We start from the raw sequence: 25,130 nt of genomic DNA, 5'->3' as shown, positions 1-25,130 counted from the left end.
TTTCACCGTCGCGCGGCCAATTGTGCGGGATGGCTCGTGCAGCAGTGTTTAGCTGTCCTACAATCTTGGCCATGAACGTTACGAGGCTTGCCATGGCCGCCGTTGCGGCCGTTGCGGCGCCGATTGTGCTGGCCGCGCCGTCGCACGCCGACCCCGACACCGATTTCGCCAATCAGTTGCACACGTTCGGGATCTACGGGCCTCGTGACTACAACGCATGGATCGGCAAGATCACCTGCAAGCGTCTGGCCACCGGCCTGGACAAGGACGCGTACGCCTCGGCGAAGTTCCTGGTGACCAACCTGCCGCTGGGTACCACCCAGGGCCAGGCTCTGCAGTTCCTCGGCGCTGCGATCGGCACTTATTGCCCGGACCAGGTCGGCGTTCTGCAGGCAGTCGCCGTCCAGTAGTCGGCGTGGCAGGTCCCGTCGACCGGGTCGTCGCACAGGACGTGCCCGGCGCACCCGATGCGGTGCGCGCGCACTACGTCGATCTGAACAACATCAAGGACGTGCACCCGCTGGTGGTGTCTGTCGAAACGCTGTCGCACACGGTCAACGACGACGGCTACGTCCACGTCTACCGGGTTCGTGACCGCATCCCGCTCGGCATCGCGAGCCTTCCGATCACCTATACGGCCCGACTCGAGGTTCCTGAGTCCGGTCCGGTTCGCACCGAGGCCCGCCAGTTCCCGGCCGTTCGGCTGGACTCGGTGGTGTCCTTCGATCCGATACCCGTCGGCACCCGGCTGACCGAACGCATCCGGTTCACCGCGCCGTGGCCGCTGCTCGGTATCACCGTGCGGCAGGCGGTTGACGCCCACGAGGAGATGCTGGCCGGCATTCGCCGCCACTTCGAGGCCTCGGGTTAGCCCGCCGTCTTGCCGTTGTCGACGTTGTAGACCGCGCCGTGGATGGTCGTCGCATCGTCGCTCGCCAGGAACGCGATCACCTTCGCCACATCGGCAGGCGCCATCATCCCGCGGGGAGCGGCGATGCGCATGATCAGATCCCAGTCCGCGTCCTCGGGGGTCTTGAACTCGGTCACCTGCGGGGTGAGCATTCCGCCCGGGCAGATGACGTTCACCCGCAGCTGTTCCTTGGTGTATTCGATCGCCAAGGCCTTCGTCATTCCGACCAGCCCGTGCTTGGCCGCGCAGTACGCAGCCGAATACACCTCACCCTCGATGCCGGCGATCGAGGCGACATTGACGATGTTGCCGCCCACCTCCAGCAGCTTCGGCAGCGCCGCGCGGGTCAGATAGAACGGGCCGTTCAGGTTGACGGCGAGGTCGTAATCCCAGTCCTCGTCGGTCACCGACGTGGTGCGCCGCATCTGGTGAAAACCCGCCGCGTTCACCAGCACGTCGAGCCGCCCGAACTTTTCGACGCACTGCGCGACCGCGTCCTGGCAGGCCTGTGCGCTGGTGATGTCGACCGACGAATAGGCGCCGCCGGGAACAGATTCGAACACCGTCGCCATCCGCTCGGCGTCTCGCGCGATGCCGAAGACCGATGCACCCCGCTCGGCGAACACCTGCGCCGTCGCAGCCCCGAGGCCCGACGACGCGCCGGTCACCAGGGCGACCTTTCCGTCCAGCTGTGTCATAACCCGACCCTTCGCTCAAGCGTGTACGTCGCGAAGTCCCTTCGCGTTGCGTAGTCCCGAGCAGTTGTAGCACCCAACGCAGCCGACGCAGTCGGTGCATCTCACACAGCCGACGCAGGCGGTGCAACCCCGGCATGCGACGCACGCCAGGCACGCCACGCATTTGCGGAGCCGCACCGAGAACACCGAGAGCACGCTGCCGGCGATCAGCGCGCTGCCCGAGGTGGCCACCGAGCCGACAACGAGGGCGCTGCCCGCGGTGGCGATGGATCCGACGACGGCGGCGCTGCCCGCCGTCGCAATCGAGGCGTTCACCACCGCGCTGCCGACGGTGGCGATGGACCCGGCGACGACTGCGCTGCTGATGGTGCTGACTGATCCGGCCACGACCGCGCTGTCGGTGGTGGCGACCGAGCCGGCGACGGTGGCCGCCTCGGAGGGTTCGATGACGGCGAGTGGTTTCACGCCACGAGCATGTCAGCCCGCGCGCGGTCGTGCTGGCGGTACGGCCGCCAGCAGTGCGCGGGTGTACTCCTGCTCGGGCGTCGCGAGTAGGTCGGCGGCAGGCCGGTATTCGACAGTGGCGCCACCGCGCAGCACCAGCACCTCGTGGCTCATCCGTTCCACCACCGCCAGGTCGTGGGAGATGAACAGGTAGGTCAGGCCGAGGTCGCGCTGCAGGTCGGCGAGCAGATCCAGAACACGGGACTGGACCGAAACGTCGAGGGATGCTGTTGCCTCGTCGAGAATGACCAGTTCCGGTTCGGCAGCGAGCGCCCGGGCGATGCTGACCCGCTGCCGCTGGCCCCCGGACAGTTCATGCGGATAGCGCGACGCGAACTCGCCCGGTAGGCCGACCAGCTCCAGCAGTTCGGCCACCCGCGCGGTGCGAGCGGACTTACCGCGCCGAATGCGATGCACAGCAAGGGGTTCGGCGATCGCCGAACCGATGCGGGAGCGCGGGTCGAGTGCCGCGAACGGGTCCTGCAGCACCAGGCTGATCCGGCGTCGCAGCGCCTTCTCGTCCGCGCCGCGCACCCCGAGAATGTCCACCCCGTCCAGCGTCGCCGTGCCAGACGTGGGGGTGACCAGTCCGGTCAGGGCACCGGCCACCGTCGACTTACCGGACCCGGATTCGCCGACCAGACCCAGGGTGGTGCCGCGGCGGATCTGGAATGAGAGGCCGTCGACGGCCGTGACCCCGCCGAATCGCACGCGGAGTTTCTCGACGTCCAGCAGGACGGCGGCATCGGCCGGCGCGGGCGGTGGCCCGCCGGCGCCGATCAGGGGTCGAGCGTCGAGCAGTTCACGGGTGTAGGGATGACTCGGGGAGTCGAAGATGTCCAGGATCGGCGCCTGTTCCACCGACACCCCGTCCTGCAGCACCGTGACGGTGTCGGCCACCTGCCCGACGAGGCCCAGATCGTGGCTGATCCACACCACCGCGGCGCCGAAATCGCGCTGTAGATCCTTGATGAGGGCGACGATCTGCGCTTGCGTGGTCACGTCCAGGGCGGTGGTCGGTTCGTCGGCGACCAGAAGTTCGGGGTCGCAGGCCAGCGCGATCGCCACCATGACCCGTTGTCGCTGACCGCCCGAGAGCTGATGCGGGTAACTGTCCAGGCGCCGTTCCGCCTCGGGCAGCCCGACGGCCTCCAGCAGTTCGAGGGCGCGCTGCCGGGCACCGCGCCGGGTCAGGTTCTTTTGTGCCTGAAGGGATTCGGTGATTTGCCGCTCCAGCGTCAGCAGCGGATTGAGTGACGTGCCGGGGTCCTGGAACACGAAGCCGATACGCCCGCCGTGCACGCTGCGCAGCACCCGGGGTTTCGCACCCACCAGCTGAATCGTGCGCGAATCATCATTGGGTGCAAGCACACTCGAGCCGGTTGTGACCGCGCCCGGGGTGTCCAGCAAACCGGTGGCTGCCAGTGCCGTCATCGTTTTGCCGGAGCCGGATTCACCGACAATCCCCAATGTCTGTTCAGGCTCGACATCGAATGAGATGCCCCGCACGATCTCTCGGCGACCGAGCCGCACGTGCAGATCGCGGACACTGAGCACGGGAGTCATGAGGCCCGCCCGGCTTCGGTGGACGTGCGCTGCTTGGGATCCAGGACGTCGCGGAGCCCGTCGCCCAGCAGGTTGAACGCCAGCACGATCACGAAGATCGCCGCGCCGGGGAACACCGCCACCCACCACGCCAGCGTGACGAACCCCTGCGAGTCGAAGATCATCCGGCCCAGGGACGGCTGCGGCGGTTGCAGTCCCAGCCCCAGGAACGACAGCGCAGCCTCGGAAAGGATCGCGAACGCCAGCGACAGCGACGTCTGCACGATCAGCGGCCCGGCGATGTTGGGAAGTATGTGGCGAGCCAGGATGTAGCGGTGCGGGCTGCCCATCGAACGTGACACCGCCACATACGGTTCCACTCGTACACCCAGTGTGCTGGCCCGGGAAACCCGGGCGAAGATCGGCGTATACACCACGCCGATGGCCAGCATGGTGGTGGTCAGCCCCGGGCCGAGGACGGCGACGATCGCCAACGCCAGCAACAGAACCGGGAACGCGAACATCACGTCGACGCATCTCATCAACACCGTGTCCGCCCAGCCGCCCCGGTACCCGGCGAACACGCCAATGCTCACCCCCACGACAAGAGCGAACGCGACGCTGACGACCGCGACCTCCAGCGACGCCCGAGTCGCGACCAGTACCCGGGAGGCGATGTCGCGGCCGAGCTCGTCGGTGCCGAACCAGTGTGCGCCGCCGGGAGCCTGCAGGGCATTCGGCACATCCACATCGTTGACTCCAGATGGGGCCAACCACGGTGCGCCGAGGGCCGCGACGACGATGGCCAGCAGCAGTATCGCACTGATCAAGGCGACCGGATTGCCAAGCAGCAAGCGCCAATTCGACACTCTCATGACAGCCGGATCCGTGGATCGGCCACCGCGTACAGTACATCGACGATCAGGTTGATCAGCAGGAACAGCGCGGCGATCAGCAGGACCGCACCCTGGATCACCGGATAGTCGCGGGCGGCGACCGCGTTGAAGGTCAGCCGCCCCAATCCGGGCCACGCGAAGACCACCTCGACGACGATCACGCCGCCGAGGATCGTCGCCAGCTGAATACCGGTGATGGTCAACACCGGAACCAGCGCGTTGCGCACGATGTGCCGCGACGTGATCACCATGGGTGCAAGTCCTTTGGACCGGGCGGTTCGCACGTAGCCGGCCTCGGCGACCTCCAGCACCGCGGACCGGACATACCGGGTCATGATCGCTCCGGCCACCAATCCGACCGTGAGGCCGGGCAATACGATGTGGCGCAGCCATCCGCCAGGGTCCTGCAACAGCGGCCGGTACCCGGATGTGGGCAACCAGCCCAGTGTCGAGGCGAACAGGCCGATCAGCAGGATCGCCATCCAGAAGTCTGGGATCGAGACACCGAATTGGCTTGCCACCCGGATGATTCCGTCACCCGGCCGACCGCGGTGCAGAGCCGAATAGATGCCCGCGGGCAGCGCGATCAGGAGCGCGATCAGGATGCCGACCAGGGCAAGGGACACCGTGGCGGGCAGCCGCTCGAGCAGTGTCGCGGTCACCGGTTCGCCGTTGCGGAAGCTGACCCCGAGGTCGCCGGTCAGCGCCGAGCCGGCGTAGGAGAAGAACTGTGTGATCAGCGGGCGGTCGAGACCGCTGGCCGAGCGCAGGGCTTGGTAGGCCTCCGGTGTGTAGCGGGTGCCCAATGCGATGCGCACCGGGTCGCCGGGCACCAGGTGCACCAACGCGAACACCACGACAAGCACACCGAACATCACCACCGCCGAGTACAGCAGCCGTCGCAGAAGAAACGCGATCACGCCGCACCACCCCTCGTCAGGTAGGCCGAGCGAAACCTCACGGCCCCGTCGCGGCGGGCGTCATATCCGGCCAGGCTGGTCGACCACGCCTGAATGACCGAGGGGTTGTAGAGGTAGATGTAGCTGGCCTTGTCGGCGATGATCGTCGCGGCGCGGGCGTACTCGTCGTGGCGGCGCGCACGGTCGGTCTCCTCGCGCGCGGCGTCCAGTAGTCGGTCGACAACAGGGTCGGAGAACTTCTGCGCATTGCTCGAGCCGCCGGTGTGGTGCTGGGCGTAGTAGAAGTCGTCGGGATCGATGTTGCCGAGCCACCCCATCATCAGCATGTCGAAGTGGCCGCTGTTCTGTTCGTCGAGCCAGGTCGCGAAGTCGACGGTGCGGATGCTGACGTCGATGCCTATCCCCGCGAGGTTGTCGGCGATGATCTGCGCCGCGGTGACCGTCTCCGGGTACTCGCTGGTCACCAGCATGTCCAACTTCTGGTTGCCGATCCCGGCCTGCCGGAGAAGATCCCGGGCCCGGTCTTCGTCGTGGCGGTAGCGGTCGTACGGCGTGTACCACGGGTTACCGTGGGGAATCGCAAGCTGATTCGCAGTGGCGGTCCCGTAGCTGGTGGCTTGCACGATCGACGCCCGGTCGATGCCGTAGGCGATCGCCTGCCGTACCCGTTCGTCATTCCACGGAGCGCGTGCCTCGTTGAGCGCCAGATACCAGTAGTCGTTGGACGGCGTGACGGCCAGGTGGATCGAGTCGTCGCCCTTCAACTGCTCGACACGCTGCGGCGGAATCGCGTCGGTCCAGTCGATCTCACCGGCCTGCAGTGCCGACAACGCCGTCGACGGTTCGGAGATGAACCGGAACGTCACCCCCGGAACCTTCGGGGCGCCTCCCCAGTAGTTCTTGTTCGCGGTCAGAGTGATCGAGTCACCGCTCTTGCGTCCGGTGAAGGCGAACGGTCCGGTGCCCACCGGATGCGTTGCGATCTGGCCGCTTTCGACGTTGCGACGCTGCACGATCGCCATCCCTTTGAAGCCGCCGAGGTTCGTCAGCAGGTTCGGGGTGGGGTGCCGGACGTCGATGACGACCGTCTGCGGATCCGGTGCGCGCACGTCGCGAACCGCGCTGAGCTTGTCGACGTTGGCGAGTTTCTCATCGATGATCCGCCGGTAGGAGTAGACGACATCGGAAGCGCGCAGCGGCGAACCGTCGTGCCAGCTGACGCCGGGGCGCAGGTGAAAGGTCCAGCTGAGTTGGTCGGGGGAGACCTCCCAGGATTCGGCCAGTGCCGGTCGCATCTCGAGGTTCTCGTCGGGCTCGACCAGGGTGTCGAAGACATTCTCCAGCACCTCGAAGGAGAAGTACGCGGTGCTGCGCTGAGGATCGAGCTGGTCGGGCTCGCCGGCGATCGCAGCCGTGATGTTGCCCGCCGAGGCGCCGCCCAGATCGACCCGCGAGCCCATCGAACACGCCGCCAGCAGCCCGATCATTACGAGGGCAGCGGTCAATACCGCTGGTCGTCTCATGATGGGATGCGAGTTTCCCGAACCGTTGATAGGTAAACGCCGTCGCTGCGATAATCGGCCGGGGTGGGGAACCGAAGCCGCATCACGTCCGCCACCTGGACTAACTCGCCGATGTGCGTGCCGGTCTGCTCGGTCGGGACCTGCCGCGGCGAGACCCGGGAGGAAAATTACGCGTGCGTGACAAACGCCCGTGACCGCAGCATGGCGACCGCAACTCGCATTGAATGGAGGCCAGACCGCAGCCAGTTGATTGCACGTGCATCCGGCGGGGTATCGCCTAGGGGCTCGGCCGGGGCGAACCCAGCCCTCGGCGTGGAGAGGAGCGAGTGATGCGTACCGTCCCGGGCGCCACAGACCATGTCGTGGTGGTGGGTGCGGGCCTGTCAGGGCTGTCGGCAGCGATGCAATTGGCCGGTCGCGGGCGATCGGTCACCGTCGTCGAGCGTTACCCGTTCCCCGGCGGCCGGATGGGGCAGGCCGACATCGCCGGCTACCGCATCGATACCGGGCCGACCGTGCTGACGATGCCGGACATCATCGAGGACGCGTTCGCCGCCGTCGGTGCGTCGATGACCGACCATGTGGACCTCGTGCAGGTCGCCCCCGCCTACCGGGCCACCTTCGCCGATGGCCGATCGCTGGATGTACACCCCGACGCCGCAGCGATGACGGCCGCCATCGAGGAGTTCGCCGGCCCGGATCAGGCCGCCGGCTATCAACGCCTGCGTGCCTGGCTCACCGAGCTATACCGGTTGGAGTTCGACGGCTTCATCGCGTCCAACTTCTCCTCCCCGCTGTCGCTGCTGACCCCGCAGTTGGCCCGGCTGGCCGCGATCGGCGGATTCCGCGGCTGGGAACGCATGGTCGGCCGGTTCATCACCGACGAGCGCGTCCAGCGGCTATTCACCTTCCAAGCGCTCTACGCCGGTGTCCCGCCGCAGCAGGCGCTGGCCGCCTATGCGGTGATCGCATACATGGATACCGTTGCGGGCGTGTACTTCCCGCGCGGCGGCATGCGCGCGGTTCCCGAGGCGATGGCCGCCGCGGCCGAAGCGGCCGGTGTGCAGTTCCGTTACGGGTCGACCGTGGACGCGCTCGAACGCAGCGGCTCACGAGTGACTGCGGTGCGGACCGGCGACGGTGAGCGGATCGCTTGTGACGCTGTGGTACTCACCACCGAACTGCCGCTGACCTATCAGCTTCTCGGTCGCACACCGCGGCGTCCGATCAAGGTGCGTCCCGCGCCGTCCGCAGTCGTCGTCCACGTCGGAGTGCCCGCGGTCGGTGAGCGCCTGCTCCACCACAACATCAGCTTCGGGCATCAATGGGCTCGCACGTTCGACGAGATCATCCGGGATGGCGCTCTGATGAGCGACCCGTCGCTGCTGGTGACCAGGCCCACCGCGGGCGACCCGAGTCTCGCGCCGCCCGGTCGTGATCTGCTCTATGTTCTGGCCCCCGCGCCGAATCTCGAAGTGGGCAAGGTCGATTGGAGCTCGAGAGGGGACAGCTACGCGCGCGAGGTGGTGGCCACTGCCGCCGAACGGCTCATGCCCGGGCTCGCCGACGATGCCGAGATCCTGGACGTCGTCACCCCCGCCGACTGGGCCGCGCAGGGCATGGCCGCCGGCTCGCCGTTCGCGCTGGCACACACCTTCGCCCAGACCGGGCCGTTCCGGCCGGCCAACACGGTCCGCGGCATCGACAACGCCGTGTTGGCCGGCGGGTCGACCGTGCCCGGTGTCGGCATCCCGACCGCGATGATCTCCGGGCGGCTGGCCGCCGACCGCGTCACCGGGGCCGTCGACGACCCGTCCGACAAACGCACCATCGTCGGGTCGGGAAGCAGGTAGCGATGATCCACACCGAGTTGCATGCCGCAGGCATCGACGATTCGCGACTGGTCGAGTCCTACCGCTACTGCCGGCGCCTCAACGCCCAGCACGGCCGGACCTACTTCCTGGCCACCCGGCTGCTCGCCCCATCGCAGCGCCCGCCGGTGCACGCCCTCTACGGGTTCGCCCGCTATGCCGACGACATCCTCGACGACATGGACATCGACGCCAGCACCGCCGACCGTGAGCGGCGCCTCGACGAGCTGTCGGACAAGTTCTTCAACGGCGACGAGACGGAGCCGGTGCTCGCCGCCGTGCTGCACACCGCGCAGACCTACCAGATTCCGCGTGATCTGTTCGACGACTTCCTGACCTCGATGCGGATGGATCTCACCGTCACCGACTATCCGGATCGTCCCGCGCTGAACCACTACATGCGTGGCTCGGCCGCGGTCATCGGCCTGCAGATGCTGCCGATCCTCGGCACCGTCGGGCCTGCCGAGGAGGCTGCGCCGTACGCCGAGGCGCTGGGCAATGCCTTCCAGCTGACCAACTTCCTGCGCGACGTCGACGAGGACCTCGCGCGCGACCGCATCTATCTACCCGCCGACGAGCTCGCCGCCTTCGGCGTGGACCGCGACGTGCTGACCTGGTGCCACCAGAACCGCCGCACCGATCCCAAGGTGCGTCGCGCGCTGGCCGCCCAGCACGACATCGCCCGCGGTGTGTACCGGCAGGCGCGCAAGGGGATCGCCCTGCTCGCCCCGCAGTCGCGGCCCTGCGTGACGACCGCGTTCACGCTGTACTCGGAGATTCTCGATCGCATCGAAGCCATCGACTTCGCCGTGTTCAGCCGGCGTGCCTCGGTGTCCATCGGACGACGACTGCAGGTGTTCGCGTCCGGATTGGTCCGGGCCCACCACGCCCGTGGCGCCGCCTGATGGATGGCAGGACCTGCTCCCGTGGGACATCTCGATGAAAGGCGTCGTGTTGGGTTGGGTGATGGTCGCCGCTGTGCTGTTGTTATGGGTAGAGCAGCGGCCCCTTCGCGATGATCCAGGAGATCTATCATGACCGTAACCAACCGCGGCCTGGATCGCGCCGAGGTGCCCGGCGCCTTCGACATCGGCGCGCACGCCTACGACAAACTGGTCGGCGCCAATCCGGGCTACCACGACCACCTGCGGATCTCCGCGCGACGGATGCGGATTCCGGGCGGCGGGCGGGGATTGCGTCTGCTGGACGCGGGCTGCGGCACGGGTGCCTCCACGGCCGCGCTTCTGGAGGCCGCCCCGCATGCCGAGATCGTCGCCGTCGACGCGTCGGCGGGCATGCTGGCCGAGGCCAGTGTGAAGTCCTGGCCGGATTCGGTCCGCTTTGTGCACAGCCCGATCGAGAAGATCGCCGACGCCGGCGTCGACGGTCCTTTCGACGGCATCCTCGCGGCATACCTGTTGCGCAACCTTGCCGATCCGGACGCGCAGTTGCGGACGTTCCGCGAGATGCTGCGGCCCGGCGGAACGCTGGCCGTGCACGAGTACTCGGTGCGTGATTCCCGGGCGGCGTCCGCGATCTGGGACGCGGTGTGCTGGGGCATCATCATCCCGTCCGGCTGGCGGCAGACCCGCAATGCCACCCTGTATCGGCACCTGTGGCGCAGCGTGAAAACGTTCGACGGGGCGGCTGCCTTCCAGCGACGGCTGACGGCAGCGGGTTTCGCCGGCGTGCACAGCGAGACGATGCCCGGCTGGCAGCGTGACATCGTGCACACCTTCCTGGCGGACGCACCGCGATGATCGACCCGCGCCGCGTCGCCCACCCCGCAATCACCGGGGTGCCGCACGCCCACGCGCTGCCCTCGACTCCACACGTCGTCGTGGTCGGCGGCGGGATCGCCGGCCTGTCGGCTGCCACCGGCCTGGCCGAACGTGGTGTCTCCGTTGACCTTCTGGAGTCTCAGCACTATCTGGGCGGGCGGGTCGGCGGCTGGACCGAGCAACTTCCCGACGGCTCCCAGCTGGCGAACAATCGGGGCTTCCACGCGTTCTTCCGGCAGTACTACAACTTGCGATGGTTGTTGCGCCGAACCGATCCCGAGCTCGAGCGGCTGCAAGCGGTCGAAGACTATCCGCTGGTCGACGGCGAAGGCCGGCGCGATACCTTCCGCGGCCTGCCGAAGGCCCCGCCGTGGAACGCACTGGCCTTCGCGCTGCGCAGCCCCACTTTCCGGATGCGGGACCTGATGCGGCTCAACGCCGTTGCCGCGGCCCCGCTGGCCGCGGTGTCCGTACCGGACATCTATGAACAGCTCGACGGACTCGACGCGGGCACCTTCCTGACCGACATCAACTTTCCCGTCGCCGCCCGCCACCTCGCCTTCGAGGTGTTCGCCCGCAGCTTCTTCGCCAGGCCGGAGCGGCTCTCGGCGGCCGAACTGGCGACGATGTTCCACATCTACTTCCTGGGCTCCAGTGAGGGATTGGTCTTCGACGTCGCCGCGTCGAATTTCGACACCGCGCTGTGGGAACCGTTGGGCCGGTATCTGATCGAACACGGTGTTCGGGTACATCGGGGAGTGGCGGTGGAATCGGTGACCCGCGGCAGCGCCAAGGCGCTGCAGGTGCGCGATTCCACCGGAGCCACGACCGACGCCGACGGCGTGGTGCTGGCCACCGATGTCGCTGCCCTGCAACGAATCGTGGCCGCCTCGCCGGGCCTCGGCGACGAGGGCTGGCGTCACAACGTGGCACAGATGCAGACCGCGCCGCCGTTCATGGTGCAGCGACTCTGGCTGGACCGTCCGGTGAACTCCGACCGGCCGGCCTTCCTGGGTACCGGCGGTCTCGACCCTGTCGACAACATCAGCGTGGTCAGCAGCTACGAAAGTCAGGCCGCTGAATGGGCTCGCGCACATCATGGTTCGGTCGTGGAAGTGCATTCGTACTCGGTGGGTGAGGAGCCTGACGTCGACGGCCTCCGTGAGCGCATGCTGGCCCGGCTGCACCAGCTCTACCCGGAGACCGCGGCGGCCGGCATCGTCAAGGAGACACTGCTGGTCCGCGACGACTGCCCGTTGTTCTCCCCGGGTTCCTTCGCCAACCGGCCGACGGTCAACACCCCGGTCCCCGGCCTGATGCTGGCCGGCGACGGCATTCGCATCGATCTGCCGGTCGCGCTCATGGAGCGTGCCGCCACCACCGGATGGACGGCCGCCAACCAACTGCTGGCCGGCTGGGGGATCTCCGGGCACACCCTGCACACCGTGCCGGTGCACGGACGCTCTCCGCTACTTCGGCGGCTGGCCGGCCGGGAAAGGCGCGCGTCATGAGCTTCCGGTCGCGGATGAAATCGATTCCGCTGCAAGTGATCCCGAAAGCGAACTGGGCGGGGCAGCGACCCACCTATCAGGACGCCCAGCCGGCGCTGATCGCCGCCGCGCTGCGCCGTGCCGAGGGCCGGCCCAGCGGCAACTGGTATGTCTTCGGCGCCAGCACCGACATTCGAGCCAACCGGCCGTTCGGTACCCGAGTCGGTGGACTCGACATCGTGGCGTGGCGGGATCAGCAGCGCCGCTTGCACGTCGGGCCCGCAGCCTGCCCTCACCTGGGCGCCGACCTTGCGACCGGAAAAGTGGAGTGTGGCGGCCTGATCTGCCCATGGCACGGACTGCGGCTCGAGGGTGGCCGCGAATTCGGCTGGAAGCCGCTGCCCGCCTTCGACGACGGAGTCCTGGTCTGGGTCCGGCTGGACCGGGTGGGCGGCGAAGCGCCGCTCGACGCACCGGTGATCCCGGTCCGTCCCCGCGGGCCGCGGCTGGCCGCGGTCACCCGCCTGGACGGCGTGTGCGAACCGTCGGACATCATTGCCAACCGGCTCGACCCCTGGCACGGCGCCTGGTTCCATCCGTACTCGTTCACTCAATTGGAGGTGCTGAGCGCCCCGGCGGTCGACGCCGACGAGGACGCCGACCGATTCCTGGTGGCCGTGACATTCCGGATGGGACGTCTCGGTGTCCCGGTGATCGCGGAATTCACCGCCCCGGAGCCGCGCACCATCGTCATGCGGATCGTGGACGGCGAGGGTACGGGCAGCGTCGTCGAAACCCACGCAACACCGATGGGGCCGGGGCGCGACGGGCGCCCACGCACAGCGGTGATCGAAGCCGTTGTCGCACAATCTGATCGCACCGGATTCCATCACTCGCTGCGCGTGGCACCGCTCATCACCCCGTTCATGCGCCTGGCGGCCACCCGGCTGTGGCGTGACGACCTCGCCTATGCCGAGCGGCTCTACGCCCTGCGCGACAACACCTCCGGCTAGGCAGGCGTCAGGATCGTCTTGCCGGGCAGCCGGCCGGCTTCGGCGTCGGCGTGCACCGCGGCGATCTCGGCCAATGGTCGGCGATCGGCGACGTCGATCGTCAGTTGTCCGGCATCGACGCGGCCGACCAGATCGGCGAGTTGGGCGGCGTCGCTGCGGACGAACACCCGTTGGCTGCGCAACCCACGCCGCGGAGTCTCCGGCCCCGAGGTCATGGTGCCGACGTAATGCCCGCCGTCGGCCACCAGGCCCGCCAGTGCCTCGGTCTCCTCGACCGTCGTGCCGATCAGATTGAGCACCACGTCGAACGGCGCTCCGTCGGCGACCGGGGTGGCCGTGTAGTCGAGGTAGCCGATCAGGTGGTCGGCTCCATAGCCGCGGAGCCGTTCGGCTGCAGCCACTTTCGCGGTCGCGGTGACCACGGCACCGGCCTGCTTGGCGAGCTGGACCGCGTAGCCGCCGACCGCACCGCCCGCGCCGTTGATCAGGATCGTCTGCCCGGCCGTCATGCCGGCCACCTCGAACAAGGCCTGCCAGGCGGTGAGAGCGACGGTCGGCAGGGCGGCGGCATCGGCCAGCGGCACCGACTCCGGCGCGGCGGCCAGTGCCTCGGCCGGGGCGACCACGTACTCGGCGGCCGCGCCGCGGGCAATCATGGGCAGCAAGCCCACGACTGCGTCGCCGACCTGCCACCCGCTGACCCCGGCGCCGAGTTCGGCGATCGTGCCCGCCACGTCGATACCCGGCACGTGCGGGAAGGTGATCGGAAAGACGTCCGACAGGTAGCCGCCGCGGATCCCGGCATCGACCGGGTTGAACGAGGTCCCGGCGACCCTCACCAGGACCTCGCCGGGGCCGGGTGCCGGCCGCTCGATGTCCCCGTACTGCAGAACGTCGCTGTCGCCGTACCGGTGGTAAAACGCTGCCTTCATGGTGGTCTCCTCGGTTAGTTGCTTCGAACTCGAAGCAGTTACACATCCGGTAACTTGCTTCGAGTTCGAAACATTCCCGGTAGGATCGGTCAATGGCCGAGGCACTCCACCCGTCGCAGATGCGCACCTACTTCGCGCTCACCGAAGCGGCGAGCCTGCTGCAGTACGCCGTGCAGCAGCAGCTGCAGGCCGAGGGCGGATTGAGCTACGTCCAGTTCGAGATCCTGGCCAAGCTCGTCGACGCCGGCCGGCCGCTGACGATGACCGAACTGGCCGACGGCGTGGTTTACAGCCGCAGCGGGCTGACCCATCAGGCCGGAGTTCTCGAGGCCGACGGGCTGATCACCCGTGCGCCCAGCACCGTCGATCAGCGCGCGACCGTCGTGACCATCACCAAGGCGGGCCGCCGCCGACTCGACAAGGTCCTTCCCGGCCACATCGACGTCGTGCGCGGACTGCTGTTCGACACCCTGTCGGCGCAGGACGTCCGTACCCTGGGCAACCTCATGACGCGCGTCCGCGACCACATGCGGGAGCAGCCGCCCCGGTCCGCCGCGCCGCGCAAGAGCCGCGGGTCCGCGCACTGAGACAACGGCCCTGACGCCGGCGACAACCGGGCTAGCCTCCGTACATGGCCAAGCGCGTGGTGATCTGGGGTACGGGTTTCGTCGGCCGGATGGTCATTCCAGAAGTGCTGGATCATCCCGACTTCGAACTCGTCGGCGTCGGCGTCAGCAACCCGGCCAAGGTGGGTGTCGACGTGGGGGAGATCTGCGGCATCCCCCCCGTGGGCATCGCGGCCACCGACGACGTCGACGCGTTGATCGCACTCAAGCCGGACGCGCTGGTGCATTACGGCCCGACCGCGGCGCAGGCCGATGCCAACATCGACCTGATCGGCCGCTTCCTGCAGGCCGGCATCGATGTCTGCTCGACCGCGATGACGCCGTGGGTGTGGCCGAAGATGCACCTCAATCCGCCCAACTGGATCGACCCCATCACCCGGGCGTGCGAAGAGGGCCAGTCGTCATGCTTCACCACGGGCATCGACCCCGGCTTCGCCAACGATCTGTTCCCGATGACGCTGATGGGCCTGACCTCCCAGATCACGTTGGTCCGCGCCTCCGAGTTGCTGGACTACACCAACTACGAGGGCGACTACGAGTTCGAGATGGGCATCGGCCGCGAACCGGAGTTCAAGCCGCTGCTGCAGAACTCCGACATCCTGGTGTTCGCCTGGGGCGCGACGGTGCCGATGATCGCCCATGCCGCCGGCATCGAGCTCGACGAGATCACCACCACCTGGGACAAGTGGGTCACCCCCACCGAACGCAAGACCGTCAAGGGCGTCATCCCGGCCGGCCACGTCGCGGCGGTCCGCTTCACGATCAACGGCGTCTACAAGGGCGAGACCCGCATCCAACTCGAGCACGTCAACCGCATCGGTCAGGATGCCGCCCCGGATTGGCCGTCGGGCACCCAGGACGACGTCTACCGCGTCGACATCCAGGGCACTCCCAGCATCTTCCAGGAGACTGCGTTCAGGTTCACCGACGGTTCCGGGCGCGACGCCGCGACCGCGGGCTGCCTGTCCACCGGGCTGCGCGCGCTCAACGCCGTACCGGCCGTCAATGACCTGCCCCCGGGCTGGGTCACCCCGCTGGACCTGCCCCTGATTCCGGGCCGCGGCACCATTCGCTGAGTAACGTCCAGCGGCTTCGGATCGACATCTTTGATGAATCCGAAGACTGGAGGAGCCCGCCTGCTCGCGTTGCAGGCTGGTGCCCGGATTGGACGACATGACAGACCCAACACGGCCGGCGGTCGGCCTGTCGGTCGGTGCTACCACACTGGCCGCTGTCACCCCGGATAACGCCGTCACCGGCCCTGCCGTTGTGACGCTGCCCAGCGGCGTTGTCATCACCGACTTCGTCGACCGGGTCGGCGACCCGGTCGGGATCGTGGCGCCTGACGGCTCGGTGCATCACGCAGAGATTTTGCTGGCCGATGCGCTGAGGTCACTGGCCTACGCCGCCACGAGTGGCCGGCCGCTGCCGCCGGCCGCCGCGATCACCCACCCGGCGCACTGGCGGCCAGCCGCCGTCGACGGGTTGCGGCGCGCGATCCGGCAGGTTCCCGAGTGGTCGGCCGAAGAGCCCCTGCTCATCCCCGACACCACTGCCGCGCTGACCGCGCTGGCCGCCAATCCCGGGCTGCCGACCCGCGGTGTGATCGCGTTGTGCGATTTCGGTGGCACCGGCACGTCGATCACCCTCGTCGACGGCGCGACCTCTGCGCCGATCGCACCGACCGTGCGGCACCTCGACTTCTCCGGCGACCTGATCGACCAGGGCCTGCTGGCGCACGTGATCTCGGAACTGTCAGCAGGTGGGTCGCTCGACGTCACCGGCACATCGGCGATCGGATCGCTGACCAGGCTGCGGGCCCAGTGCCGAGCGGCGAAGGAGCGGCTGTCGACCGTCACGGTCACCGCCTTGCCCGCCGAGCTGCCCAACTTCCGGGGCGACGTCCGGCTCACCCGCACCGAGCTCGACGGAGCGATGGGCAATGCGCTGAACGACGTCGTCGCGGTCCTGCAGGACACCCTGGCCAGGAACGGAGTGCGGCCGAGCCACTTGGCCGCGGTGGCCTCGACCGGCGGCGGCGCGGCCATTCCGGTGATCACCACGACCCTGTCCGAGCACCTGCGCGTTCCGGTGATCACCACTGCCCGCCCGGCCCTCACCGGCGCCATCGGCGGCGCACTGCGAGCCGCGCGGGGGCCTGCCGACGACAGCGCCACCGCGCTGGCCCCGGCGGCCCCGGTCGTTCCGGCCGCCCCGTTCGAACCGGCGCCCGGCCCGGCCACCGGTGCCGCGCTGGCCTGGTCGGAGGCGCCCGACGGGCCGGACCTCGAGTCGGCGGTCGACCCGGTGCCGCAACCCGTCGCCGGTCCGCTACTGGATTTCGAGCCGGACCCCGAACCTGAGGGGACCGCGGCCGCCACGCCCGCGTGGTATCGGCGCCCGATGCCCGTGGTCGCCGCCGCGCTGATGGTGATCCTGATGGCCGGCGCGGGAACGGCGGTCGCGCTGAGCGCCGACAGCAGTCCCGACCCGGTGACCCCCACCCCGAGCGTGACCACCACTCCGCAGGCCGCGCCCGCTCCGGCGCCCACCGGCGACCCGACGTCGGCGCCGGTGCAGAACCAGGCAGTCCAGCAGGCCCCGGCGCCACAGACGGTGGTGCAGCAGGCACCCGCACCGGTGACCGTGGTGCAGCAGGCGCCAGCTCCGCCGCCGGTCACGACCGAGGCGCCGCCACCGCCGCCGGTGACCGAGACGCAGACGACGACCGTCGTCACCACCGAGGTGTCCACGCCGCCGCCGGTGACGCAGACCGAGACACAGACCGTTGCGCCACCGACGCAGCAGCCCCAACAGCCGCCGCGCTTCATCCCGACGATTCCGCCGATCCCGACGATTCCCGGTCTGCCGCAGATCTTCGTGCAGCCGCCGGCCTAGGCTGAGCGACGCCGCTTCTCCAGCACGACGAGCCCCAGCGGGATGGACATCCGCGCCGGTGCCGCCGCCAGCTGAGCAGCCAGGGCGGAATGTAACTGGTCGACGAATTCGCGCCGCCGCGCACTGCGCCGGTCACCGTTCGCCCCCTCGGCGTCCACCGCGGCGGCGAGCGTCGGAAACATCGAACCGCGAAGGAAGTCAGCCCAATTCGCGCCGAAGGCGTCGGCGTCCTTGTCGCTTTGGAACTGCTTCCAGAACCGGTCTTCGCCGTTGAACAGCTCCACGTCCTCGATCGAGAGACCTTCGAATCGCCCGGACGGGTGGAACGGCGCCCGAAAGTCCTTCTCGTCGCGGCCCGTCGACGGGATCGACATCCGACGCATCTCCTCGGCGGTGATCAGGCCGTCGCGGACGAACTGGTGCAGGGCCGTCATGATGGCGTCGAAGGCGGCTTCGAATCCTGACGTGCCATCCGGCTTGAGGCCGACGGTCAGCACCAGCAGCCGACCCCCGGGCGCCAGCTCCCGACCGCGGAAGGCGACGAAGTCGCGCCAGTCCTCGGCGGCTTGGCGGGCGTAGGCGCGACGGGCTTCCTCGTCGGCGCTGTAGGAGATCTCGACGTGATCGGGGATGGGTACGGGCACCCGGCGCAGCCAGTGAATGGCCCACGAACTCCAGCCCAGCGCGATGCTGTCCGATGGCAGGATCTGGCTGTAGAACGAGCGGCCCACCACCGAGGCGTAGGTGGCCGAGTCCTTCTTCAGATAGCTGTCCTGATCGTCGGCCAGCGTGCTGAACAAGGTGGTGAAGTCGTTTCCCGGCACGTCGGTGTGGGCCACCAGGATGGCGTGGTCGGAGCGGGTGCGCTTGCGGATGACGCTGATCGCCGCGCCGATCGGGAGCAGCGAGTTGTACCCCGTTGCCGCGCCGTAGTCGACGATCGCGATGGGCTGCGGCGCCCGGGGAATCGCGACGATGCGCGCGGCCGCCTCGAATCGTGCTGTCGCGGTGCGTAATCCGGCGGCCTGCAGGCGCGAGGACTCGGTATAGGTGTGGCTGCCCATCGGCTGCGGGCGCACCACGATGCTCGATTCGCGCACGTCAGTTCCTGCGGCGGCGGTGCAACAGCAGCCCCACCACAAGACCCACGACCGCCATCGCGGTCAGCAACAGCCACATCGGCGATTCGACAGTGATCCACAGGACGTGCACCCGCTGGCGGTCGCGATTCTGGGCGATGAAGACTGCCGCCAGGACCACCAGGATGATGGCCAGCCAGTAGCGCAGAGCGAACCGCCGCACCACACCGCCGGTGGGCTTACCGTCGTCCTCCCTGGACATCGCAACCTCCCCGTTGTGTCAGAAGCTTGACGTTAGTCGCTGGTCGCGGATTCGGCGGAGAAGTCCGGCCGGTGCGCTTGCGTCGTGACACACTTTCCGCCATGGCCGGCACCAAGACTGTGTCCCGCATCCTGATGACCTCGGGGATTCTGATGATGGTGGTCGGCGCCATCGGCTTCTTCGTCACGATGATGCTCAACGCTTTCGTGCTCGACGAATTCGATGCCTACGGTGAGGTGCCCATTCCGGGGTCGGGTCAGGTGCAGCTGCCGGCCGGGCAGGCGCAGATCAGCTTTCACACCTCGGTGACCGGTTCGCCGTCGAGCGGATTCCCGCTGCCCACCCTGCGACTGAACATCGTGCCGCCGCCAGGTGTCCCCGACCCGGTGCTGACCGAAGATCACGGCACCTTGACGACGGTCAACAGTGACACCCACATCCGCATCTGGACAGCCGAGATTCCCGCCGCAGGCACCTACCAGATCCGGACCGAGGGCCAGGTGAACGGCTACATCAACCCGCGGCTGGCCTTCGGCAAGGAAAGCGGCTCCGGTTACCTGCCGTGGGTCTTCGCCGGCGTGTTCGGGCTGGGTCTGGTGGACCTGATCGTCTCGTTGTTCCTGCGTAGACGACGAGGTGCCGACCCGTCGTTCGCCTTCGTCGCCGACGCCCCGCCGGAGTCCTTCATCCCCACCGGTCACTACACTCCCTCAGACCAGGGCGTGCGCCTCGAGCAGCTGAAAACTCTCGCGGCACTACGGGATTCCGGTGCGCTGACCCAAGCCGAGTTCGACACGGAGAAGCGCCGGATTCTCGGCGAGTAGGCTCGGACGCCGTGAAGGCTGTCAGCTGTATGCACGGAAACCTGTCGGTGGTCGACCTACCCGCACCCGAACCGGCCGACGGCCAACTGGTGCTCAACGTCGCCAGCTGTGGCATCTGCGGGTCGGATCTGCATGCCAAGGACCATGCCGACGAGGTGAGTCGCAACACGGAGGAGATGGGCTACCACCACTTCATGCGCGGCGACACTCCGGTGGTGATGGGCCACGAGTTCGCCGGGGAGGTCGCCGAACGTGGCCGCAAGACGCCGAAAGCGTTCAAGGTCGGAACGCGGGTGGTGTCCTTCCCGCTGGTCCGTTCCCACGGCGGCGTGCACTTGACCGGGCTGTCCCCCCTGGCGCCCGGCGGGTACGCCGAGCAGGTTCTGGTGCAGGCGGCGATGACCTTCGCAGTGCCCAACGGGTTGTCCCTGGATATCGCGTCGCTCACCGAGCCGATGGCGGTCGCGCTGCACGCGGTTCGCCGAAGCGAGATCAAGAAACGCGACACTGCCGTTGTGATCGGTTGCGGGCCAGTCGGTTTGGGTATCATCTGCCAGCTCAAAACGTTGGGGGTGAGCACGATCGTCGCCAGCGATTTCTCGGCGGGGCGGCGGGAGTTGGCTGCCCGCTGTGGTGCGCATATCGTGGTCGACCCGAGGGTGGAGTCGCCGTACGAGAAGGCCGGATCGGCGGGCCTGACCGACGCCACGGCCCTGTATGAGATGGGCATGGGCGCCATGGAGAAGCTGCGGAAGCTACCCGGCTGGCAGCACGTCTACCGCGTTGCCGACGCATTGGGCGCGGCGGGGCCCAAGCGTCCGGTGGTCTTTGAATGTGTTGGTGTGCCCGGTGTGCTCGACGGGATCATCGGCGCGGCCCCGTTGAACTCGCGGGTGGTGGTGGCCGGGGTGTGCATGGGCACGGATCAGTTGCGTCCGTCGATGGCCAACGCCAAAGAGATCGACCTCAGGTTCGTATTCGCCTACACGCCACTGGAATTCCGCGACACCCTGCACATGCTGGCCGACGGCAAGCTCGACGCGTCCGCTCTGGTGACCGGCAAGGTCGGGCTCGACGGAGTTGCGGCGGCCTTCGACGCGCTGGGCGACCCGGAGGTGCACGCGAAGATCCTCGTCGATCCCCGCAGCACGGTGACGGCTCCTTAGGAGCCGTTCTTGACCCAGTCGTCGTAGTTCACCAGCTCGTCGCCGATCCGCGTGGTGTCGCCGTGGCCGGTGTAGACGACGGTGTCGGCGGGTAGCTTGCCGAGCTTGTCCTTGATCGACCCCAGGATGGTCGGGAAGTCGGAGAACGAGCGACCGGTCGCGCCGGGGCCGCCTTGGAAGAGGGTGTCGCCGGAGAACACCGCGCCCAGGGCCGGGGCGTAGAGGCAGGTGGAGCCGGGGGAGTGTCCCGGGGTCGCGATCGCGTGCAGCTCGATGCCGTCGGCCTTGAGTACCTGACCGTCCTCCAGGGTGTCGAACTGCTTGTCGCCGTGCGTCATCCGCCACAGCATGTCGTCGGCCGGATTCAGCAGAATCGGCGCGTCGAGGTCGGTCGACAACTGCGGCGCGACGGTGATGTGGTCGTTGTGGCCGTGGGTGCACACCACCGCGACCACGTGGCGGTTGCCGACGGCGTCTTCGATGGCCTTGGCGTTGTGGGCGGCGTCGATGACGATGACCTCGGAGGAGTCACCGACGATCCAGATGTTGTTGTCGACTTCCCAACTGCCGCCGTCGAGTTCGAAGGTGCCGTGGGTGACCACCCGCTCGATGCCGCTCACAGGATCACCACCGAACGCAGGACTTCGCCGGCGTGCATTTTGTGGAAGGCGTCTTCGATGGCATCGAGGCCGATGCGTTCGGACACGAATTTGTCCAGCGGCAGGCGGCCCTCGCGGTAGAGGCTGATCAGGGTGGGGAAGTCCCGTTCGGGCAGGCAGTCGCCGTACCAGGACGACTTGAGCGATCCGCCCCGGGAGAAGAAGTCCACCAGGGGCATGTCGAGGCGCATATCCGGGGTCGGAACACCCACCAACACAACGGTTCCCGCGAGATCGCGGGCGTAGAAGGCCTGCTTCCAGGTTTCCGGGCGCCCGACGGCATCGATCACCACGTCGGCGCCGAAGCCGTCGGTCAGGTCCTGGATGGTCTCGACCGGGTCGAGATCCTTGGCGTTGATGGTGTGGGTGGCGCCGAACTCGCGCGCCCACTCCAGCTTCTTGTTGTCGGTGTCGACGGCGATGATCTTCTTCGCGCCGACCAGAGCGGCGCCAGCGATCGCGGCATCACCGACACCGCCGCACCCGATGACCGCGACGGTGTCGTCGCGGCCGACGTTGCCGGTGTTGACCGCCGCACCGAGTCCGGCCATCACGCCGCAGCCGAGCAGGCCCGCCACGGCGGGGTCGGCCTCGGGATCGACTTTGGTGCACTGTCCTTCGTGGACCAGCGTTTTGTCGGCGAAGGCGCCGATACCGAGCGCCGGGGTCAGTTCGGTGCCGTCGGTCAGCGTCATCTTCTGGGCGGCGTTGTGGGTGTTGAAGCAGTACCAGGGGCGGCCGCGCTTGCAGGCGCGGCACTGCCCGCACACCGCGCGCCAGTTCAGGATCACGAAGTCGCCGGGCTCGACGTTGGTGACTCCGGCGCCGACCGACTCCACGGTGCCGGCGGCCTCATGGCCGAGCAGGAACGGGTACTCGTCGTTGATCCCGCCTTCGCGGTAGGTCAGATCGGTGTGGCAGACGCCGCAGGCGATGACATCGACGACCACCTCGCCGGGGCCCGGGTCGGGGATCACGATGTCCACCAACTCGACGGGCTGCTTCTTCGACCGGGAGATCACCCCGCGCACTGTCTGACTCATGGGCCAAACACTAGCGCGGCGGATGCCGAATGTGCCGTGCGTGTCCCGTTGGGGAGCTACGGTGAAGACTTGTTCACCGCGATCCGTCAAACCCGGTCCGACCTGCTGGTCACCGCCCGCGCCGCGTACCGCGGCGGCGATTTCGAGACCAGTTATGCGAGCTTTTCCCGGGCCGGTGCGGTCGGCCCGTTGACCCTGGACGATCTCGATGCGATGGCGACGTCGGCGGGGCGGCTCGGGCACGGCCGCGAGGCGATGCGGATGGGCGAACTCGTCTTCCTACGGCTGGTGCGGACCGACCCTAATGCGGCGGCGGGCAAGGCGGTCGAGCTCGGCATGGCGTGGTTGTCGAACGGTGAGGTGGCCGTTGGTGAGGCATGGATCCGCCGGGCACGCGGACTGCTCGCCGATGCGTCGCAGGGTGTGGCGTCTGCCCGGCTGGCCCATCTGGAAGCCGTGCTGACGGCGCTCGGTGACGATGCCGATCTAGCCGCGGAACGGTCGGCGGTCCTGCGGGAGATGGCACTGGAGCCCGGGACGTCGGTCATGGGGCAGGCGTATCACCGGCTCGGTGATATCCGCCGCCGCCGTGGTGACGTGGATGGGGCGTTCGCGGCGTACGCCCGAGCGCTCGAATCCGGCGTGGTGCCTCAGCCGGGAGAAGCCTTATTGCGCTGTGCGCTGGGGGATGTGGACACCGCGAGAGCCCAGGTGCGGGCGGCGATCGCGACGGCTGCCGCGCGGGAGCTGCCGCGGCTGCTGCGCGGAGGGATCGAGATTGCCTTGGCTGCAGGCGAAGTGGATGAGGCTGAGGGTTACCTGCGTGAGCTGGAGATGGCCGACGGCGACGACATGGTGTTACGCGGGGCGGTGCTGGTGCGCCGCGGCCGGTATCGCGAGGCACTGACCGTGTTGCGGGCGGCGCTGCGAGAGCCGCGGTTGCGGCAGTCGGCGGCCGCGCGGGCCGAGGTTCACGCGTGGATCGAGCGGGCCTACACCGGTCTGCTGACCGCATCCGCGTAGCCTGCTCGGGATGGCCACGCCACTCGACTCGATTGCTGACTGGCCGGTTTCGGCCGCCGCCGCCGCTGTGGTTGGCGCGACCGGGGTGCTGGCCGAGTACGGCGACGTCACGCACCAATTCCGGCTCGCATCGGTGACCAAGCCGCTCTCGGCGCGCGCAGCGCAAGTAGCGATCGAAGAGGGTGTGGTTGAGCTGGACACCCCGGCGGGCCCACCCGGCAGCACGGTGCGGCACCTGCTGTCGCACGCCTCCGGGCTGGCGATGCATTCGGCGGAGGTGATGGCCGAACCCGGCAAACGCCGGGTCTACTCGAACTACGGCTTCCAGGTGCTGGCCGAGACGATCGAACAGAACTCGGAGATCGAGTTCGGCCGGTATCTGGCCGAGGCTGTCTTCGAACCGCTCGGCATGACGGCGTCGCGACTGGAGGGCGGCGCGGAGGCGGCCGGCTACGGCGGGGTGTCGACGGTGGCCGACCTGGAGGCGTTCGCGGCGGATCTACTGGCTCCGAAGACAGTGTCGGCGCAACTGCACGAGCAGGCGATCAGCGTGCAGTTCCCGGGCCTGACCGGGGTGTTGCCCGGGTTCGGGGTGCAGCGGCCCAACGACTGGGGGCTGGGTTTCGAGATTCGGGACAAAAAGTCACCGCATTGGACCGGCTTGGCGAACTCGCCGCGGACGTTCGGCCATTTCGGCCAGACCGGCACCTTCATCTGGGTGGAACCGGAATTGGCATTGTCGCTGGTAGTGCTCACGGATCGGGATTTCGACGAGTGGGCCAAACCGGTCTGGCGGGCGATCTCTGATGAAGTTCTGAGAGTGTACGGAGCGCACTAGCGCAACACAGGCCCCACAAGGCACAATAGACACGCACGACACTATTGCAACTCGGTCACACCAGGTCGTTGGGGAAGACGTCCCTCGTAGAGCCGAAGGAGCAAGGTGATGCGTGCGTCGAACCAGTTCGCCGATGCGACGACTGGCGTGGTGTACATCCACGCCTCTCCCGCAGCGGTGTGCCCACATGTCGAGTGGGCGCTGTCGTCGACCCTGAATGCCAGGGCGAATTTGAAGTGGACCCCACAGCCGGCGATGCCTGGGCAGCTGCGGGCGGTGACCAACTGGGTTGGTCCCGTCGGCACCGGTGCCCGGCTGGCGAACGCGCTGCGCTCGTGGTCGGTCCTGCGGTTCGAGGTCACCGAGGATCCCAGTGCCGGCGTGGACGGCGAGCGGTTCTGCCATACGCCGCAACTCGGTCTGTGGGCCGGCACGATGAGCGCCAACGGCGACATCATGGTCGGCGAGATGCGCTTGCGGACCCTGATGGCATCGGGCGCTGACACGCTGGCATCCGAGTTGGACTCGGTGCTCGGCACGGCCTGGGATGAAGCACTCGAGCCGTATCGCGATGGCGGTGACGGCGGCGAGGTCAGTTGGCTGAGCAGGGGAGTCGGCTAGTACGTGAC

At 68.1% G+C, this 25,130-nt stretch carries 26 protein-coding genes; 15 read left to right on the top strand and 11 right to left on the bottom strand.

All coding sequences use genetic code 11. The annotated features are described in order from the left end of the window. Positions 1 to 71: 71 nt before the first annotated feature. Entirely contained in the window at positions 72 to 410 is a 339-nt protein-coding gene (locus tag AB4879_RS27880; protein ID WP_199189758.1) for a DUF732 domain-containing protein, read from the top strand. A 5-nt stretch (positions 411 to 415) separates the two neighbouring features. After that, positions 416 to 871, top strand: coding sequence for an SRPBCC family protein (locus tag AB4879_RS27875; protein WP_102805566.1), 456 nt, complete (start codon positions 416 to 418; stop codon positions 869 to 871). Here AB4879_RS27875 and AB4879_RS27870 read toward each other — a convergent pair. From AB4879_RS27870 to AB4879_RS27845, 6 genes are read right to left on the bottom strand one after another with little or no spacing between them, the layout of a single operon-like run. Further along, the gene (locus AB4879_RS27870) at positions 868 to 1,608 is read right to left on the bottom strand and encodes an SDR family NAD(P)-dependent oxidoreductase (RefSeq protein WP_102805565.1); all 741 of its coding nucleotides are present in this window, start codon (positions 1,606 to 1,608) and stop codon (positions 868 to 870) included. The two genes, AB4879_RS27875 and AB4879_RS27870, sit on opposite strands and share 4 nt — an antisense overlap. 15 nt (positions 1,609 to 1,623) lie before the next feature. After that, positions 1,624 to 2,073, bottom strand: coding sequence for a hypothetical protein (locus AB4879_RS27865; protein ID WP_370510148.1), 450 nt, complete (start codon positions 2,071 to 2,073; stop codon positions 1,624 to 1,626). A 12-nt stretch (positions 2,074 to 2,085) separates the two neighbouring features. Then, complete coding sequence (locus AB4879_RS27860) at positions 2,086 to 3,678, bottom strand: dipeptide ABC transporter ATP-binding protein (RefSeq protein ID WP_370510147.1); 1,593 nt, start codon at positions 3,676 to 3,678, stop codon at positions 2,086 to 2,088. After that, a complete protein-coding gene (locus tag AB4879_RS27855) occupies positions 3,675 to 4,532 on the bottom strand; it encodes an ABC transporter permease (protein WP_370510146.1) in 858 nt (285 codons plus the stop codon). The genes AB4879_RS27860 and AB4879_RS27855 overlap by 4 nt, the downstream gene beginning before the upstream one ends. Further along, positions 4,529 to 5,470 (bottom strand): ABC transporter permease, encoded by a 942-nt coding sequence (locus tag AB4879_RS27850; protein WP_370510255.1) that lies wholly within the window; start codon positions 5,468 to 5,470, stop codon positions 4,529 to 4,531. The genes AB4879_RS27855 and AB4879_RS27850 overlap by 4 nt, the downstream gene beginning before the upstream one ends. After that, the gene (locus tag AB4879_RS27845) at positions 5,470 to 6,996 is read right to left on the bottom strand and encodes an ABC transporter substrate-binding protein (RefSeq protein ID WP_370510145.1); all 1,527 of its coding nucleotides are present in this window, start codon (positions 6,994 to 6,996) and stop codon (positions 5,470 to 5,472) included. Before AB4879_RS27845 ends, AB4879_RS27850 begins: the two co-directional genes overlap by 1 nt. Before the next feature lie 329 nt (positions 6,997 to 7,325). Between AB4879_RS27845 and crtI the strand changes: the two genes are divergently transcribed. The 5 genes from crtI to AB4879_RS27820 all read left to right on the top strand — a co-directional run bounded on the left by crtI (position 7,326) and on the right by AB4879_RS27820 (position 13,151). Further along, complete coding sequence (crtI, locus tag AB4879_RS27840) at positions 7,326 to 8,849, top strand: phytoene desaturase family protein (RefSeq protein WP_370510144.1); 1,524 nt, start codon at positions 7,326 to 7,328, stop codon at positions 8,847 to 8,849. 2 nt (positions 8,850 to 8,851) lie between these two features. Beyond that, a complete protein-coding gene (locus AB4879_RS27835; RefSeq protein WP_102805559.1) occupies positions 8,852 to 9,772 on the top strand; it encodes a phytoene/squalene synthase family protein in 921 nt (306 codons plus the stop codon). Positions 9,773 to 9,901: 129 nt separating this feature from the next. Further along, positions 9,902 to 10,627, top strand: a complete 726-nt coding sequence (locus AB4879_RS27830; RefSeq protein ID WP_102805558.1) for a class I SAM-dependent methyltransferase — start codon at positions 9,902 to 9,904, stop codon at positions 10,625 to 10,627. Beyond that, positions 10,624 to 12,159, top strand: a complete 1,536-nt coding sequence (locus AB4879_RS27825) for an FAD-dependent oxidoreductase (RefSeq protein WP_370510143.1) — start codon at positions 10,624 to 10,626, stop codon at positions 12,157 to 12,159. The genes AB4879_RS27830 and AB4879_RS27825 overlap by 4 nt, the downstream gene beginning before the upstream one ends. After that, on the top strand, positions 12,156 to 13,151 hold the full coding sequence (locus AB4879_RS27820) for a DUF5914 domain-containing protein (protein WP_370510142.1): 996 nt from the start codon (positions 12,156 to 12,158) through the stop codon (positions 13,149 to 13,151). The genes AB4879_RS27825 and AB4879_RS27820 overlap by 4 nt, the downstream gene beginning before the upstream one ends. On the opposite strand, the gene AB4879_RS27815 is transcribed toward AB4879_RS27820, so the two are convergent. Then, on the bottom strand, positions 13,148 to 14,083 hold the full coding sequence (locus AB4879_RS27815) for an NADP-dependent oxidoreductase (RefSeq protein ID WP_370510141.1): 936 nt from the start codon (positions 14,081 to 14,083) through the stop codon (positions 13,148 to 13,150). The genes AB4879_RS27820 and AB4879_RS27815 overlap by 4 nt on opposite strands. A gap of 92 nt (positions 14,084 to 14,175) precedes the next feature. Here AB4879_RS27815 and AB4879_RS27810 point away from each other — a divergent pair, with 92 nt between their 5' ends. From AB4879_RS27810 to AB4879_RS27800, 3 genes are all read left to right on the top strand, one after another. After that, positions 14,176 to 14,670: a MarR family winged helix-turn-helix transcriptional regulator gene (locus tag AB4879_RS27810; RefSeq protein ID WP_036344552.1), complete on the top strand. Its 495-nt coding sequence runs from the start codon at positions 14,176 to 14,178 to the stop codon at positions 14,668 to 14,670. 44 nt (positions 14,671 to 14,714) lie between these two features. After that, entirely contained in the window at positions 14,715 to 15,785 is a 1,071-nt protein-coding gene (locus tag AB4879_RS27805) for a dihydrodipicolinate reductase (protein ID WP_370510140.1), read from the top strand. 97 nt (positions 15,786 to 15,882) lie between these two features. Beyond that, positions 15,883 to 17,607: an Hsp70 family protein gene (locus AB4879_RS27800; RefSeq protein ID WP_370510138.1), complete on the top strand. Its 1,725-nt coding sequence runs from the start codon at positions 15,883 to 15,885 to the stop codon at positions 17,605 to 17,607. Here the strand turns inward: AB4879_RS27800 and AB4879_RS27795 are convergent. Next, on the bottom strand, positions 17,604 to 18,707 hold the full coding sequence (locus tag AB4879_RS27795) for an SAM-dependent methyltransferase (RefSeq protein ID WP_370510137.1): 1,104 nt from the start codon (positions 18,705 to 18,707) through the stop codon (positions 17,604 to 17,606). The two genes, AB4879_RS27800 and AB4879_RS27795, sit on opposite strands and share 4 nt — an antisense overlap. Position 18,708: 1 nt before the next feature. Then, positions 18,709 to 18,948, bottom strand: coding sequence for a DUF1049 domain-containing protein (locus tag AB4879_RS27790; protein ID WP_370510136.1), 240 nt, complete (start codon positions 18,946 to 18,948; stop codon positions 18,709 to 18,711). A gap of 101 nt (positions 18,949 to 19,049) precedes the next feature. Between AB4879_RS27790 and AB4879_RS27785 the strand changes: the two genes are divergently transcribed. Beyond that, entirely contained in the window at positions 19,050 to 19,772 is a 723-nt protein-coding gene (locus AB4879_RS27785) for an SHOCT domain-containing protein (protein ID WP_370510135.1), read from the top strand. A gap of 11 nt (positions 19,773 to 19,783) precedes the next feature. Beyond that, positions 19,784 to 20,938 (top strand): zinc-binding dehydrogenase, encoded by a 1,155-nt coding sequence (locus tag AB4879_RS27780; protein WP_370510134.1) that lies wholly within the window; start codon positions 19,784 to 19,786, stop codon positions 20,936 to 20,938. Here the strand turns inward: AB4879_RS27780 and AB4879_RS27775 are convergent. Together AB4879_RS27775 and AB4879_RS27770 are read right to left on the bottom strand one after the other, a co-directional pair. Next, positions 20,935 to 21,558 (bottom strand): MBL fold metallo-hydrolase, encoded by a 624-nt coding sequence (locus AB4879_RS27775; RefSeq protein WP_102805549.1) that lies wholly within the window; start codon positions 21,556 to 21,558, stop codon positions 20,935 to 20,937. The two genes, AB4879_RS27780 and AB4879_RS27775, sit on opposite strands and share 4 nt — an antisense overlap. Continuing rightward, positions 21,555 to 22,640 (bottom strand): S-(hydroxymethyl)mycothiol dehydrogenase, encoded by a 1,086-nt coding sequence (locus tag AB4879_RS27770; RefSeq protein ID WP_036344564.1) that lies wholly within the window; start codon positions 22,638 to 22,640, stop codon positions 21,555 to 21,557. The genes AB4879_RS27775 and AB4879_RS27770 overlap by 4 nt, the downstream gene beginning before the upstream one ends. A 69-nt stretch (positions 22,641 to 22,709) precedes the next feature. Between AB4879_RS27770 and AB4879_RS27765 the strand changes: the two genes are divergently transcribed. From AB4879_RS27765 to AB4879_RS27755, 3 genes are all read left to right on the top strand, one after another. Continuing rightward, the gene (locus AB4879_RS27765) at positions 22,710 to 23,663 is read left to right on the top strand and encodes a tetratricopeptide repeat protein (RefSeq protein WP_370510133.1); all 954 of its coding nucleotides are present in this window, start codon (positions 22,710 to 22,712) and stop codon (positions 23,661 to 23,663) included. A 10-nt stretch (positions 23,664 to 23,673) separates the two neighbouring features. Continuing rightward, positions 23,674 to 24,501, top strand: coding sequence for a serine hydrolase domain-containing protein (locus AB4879_RS27760; protein ID WP_370510132.1), 828 nt, complete (start codon positions 23,674 to 23,676; stop codon positions 24,499 to 24,501). A 108-nt stretch (positions 24,502 to 24,609) separates the two neighbouring features. Next, positions 24,610 to 25,122 carry a DUF3145 domain-containing protein gene (locus tag AB4879_RS27755; RefSeq protein WP_036344566.1) on the top strand — a complete coding sequence of 171 codons (513 nt, stop codon included), beginning with the start codon at positions 24,610 to 24,612 and terminating at the stop codon, positions 25,120 to 25,122. Positions 25,123 to 25,130: the final 8 nt, after the last annotated feature.

Origin of the sequence: Mycobacterium sp. SA01 (genome assembly GCF_041287105.1) — a bacterium.
Lineage (GTDB): Bacteria > Actinomycetota > Actinomycetes > Mycobacteriales > Mycobacteriaceae > Mycobacterium.
This window is presented reverse-complemented; position numbering and strand designations above follow the sequence as displayed.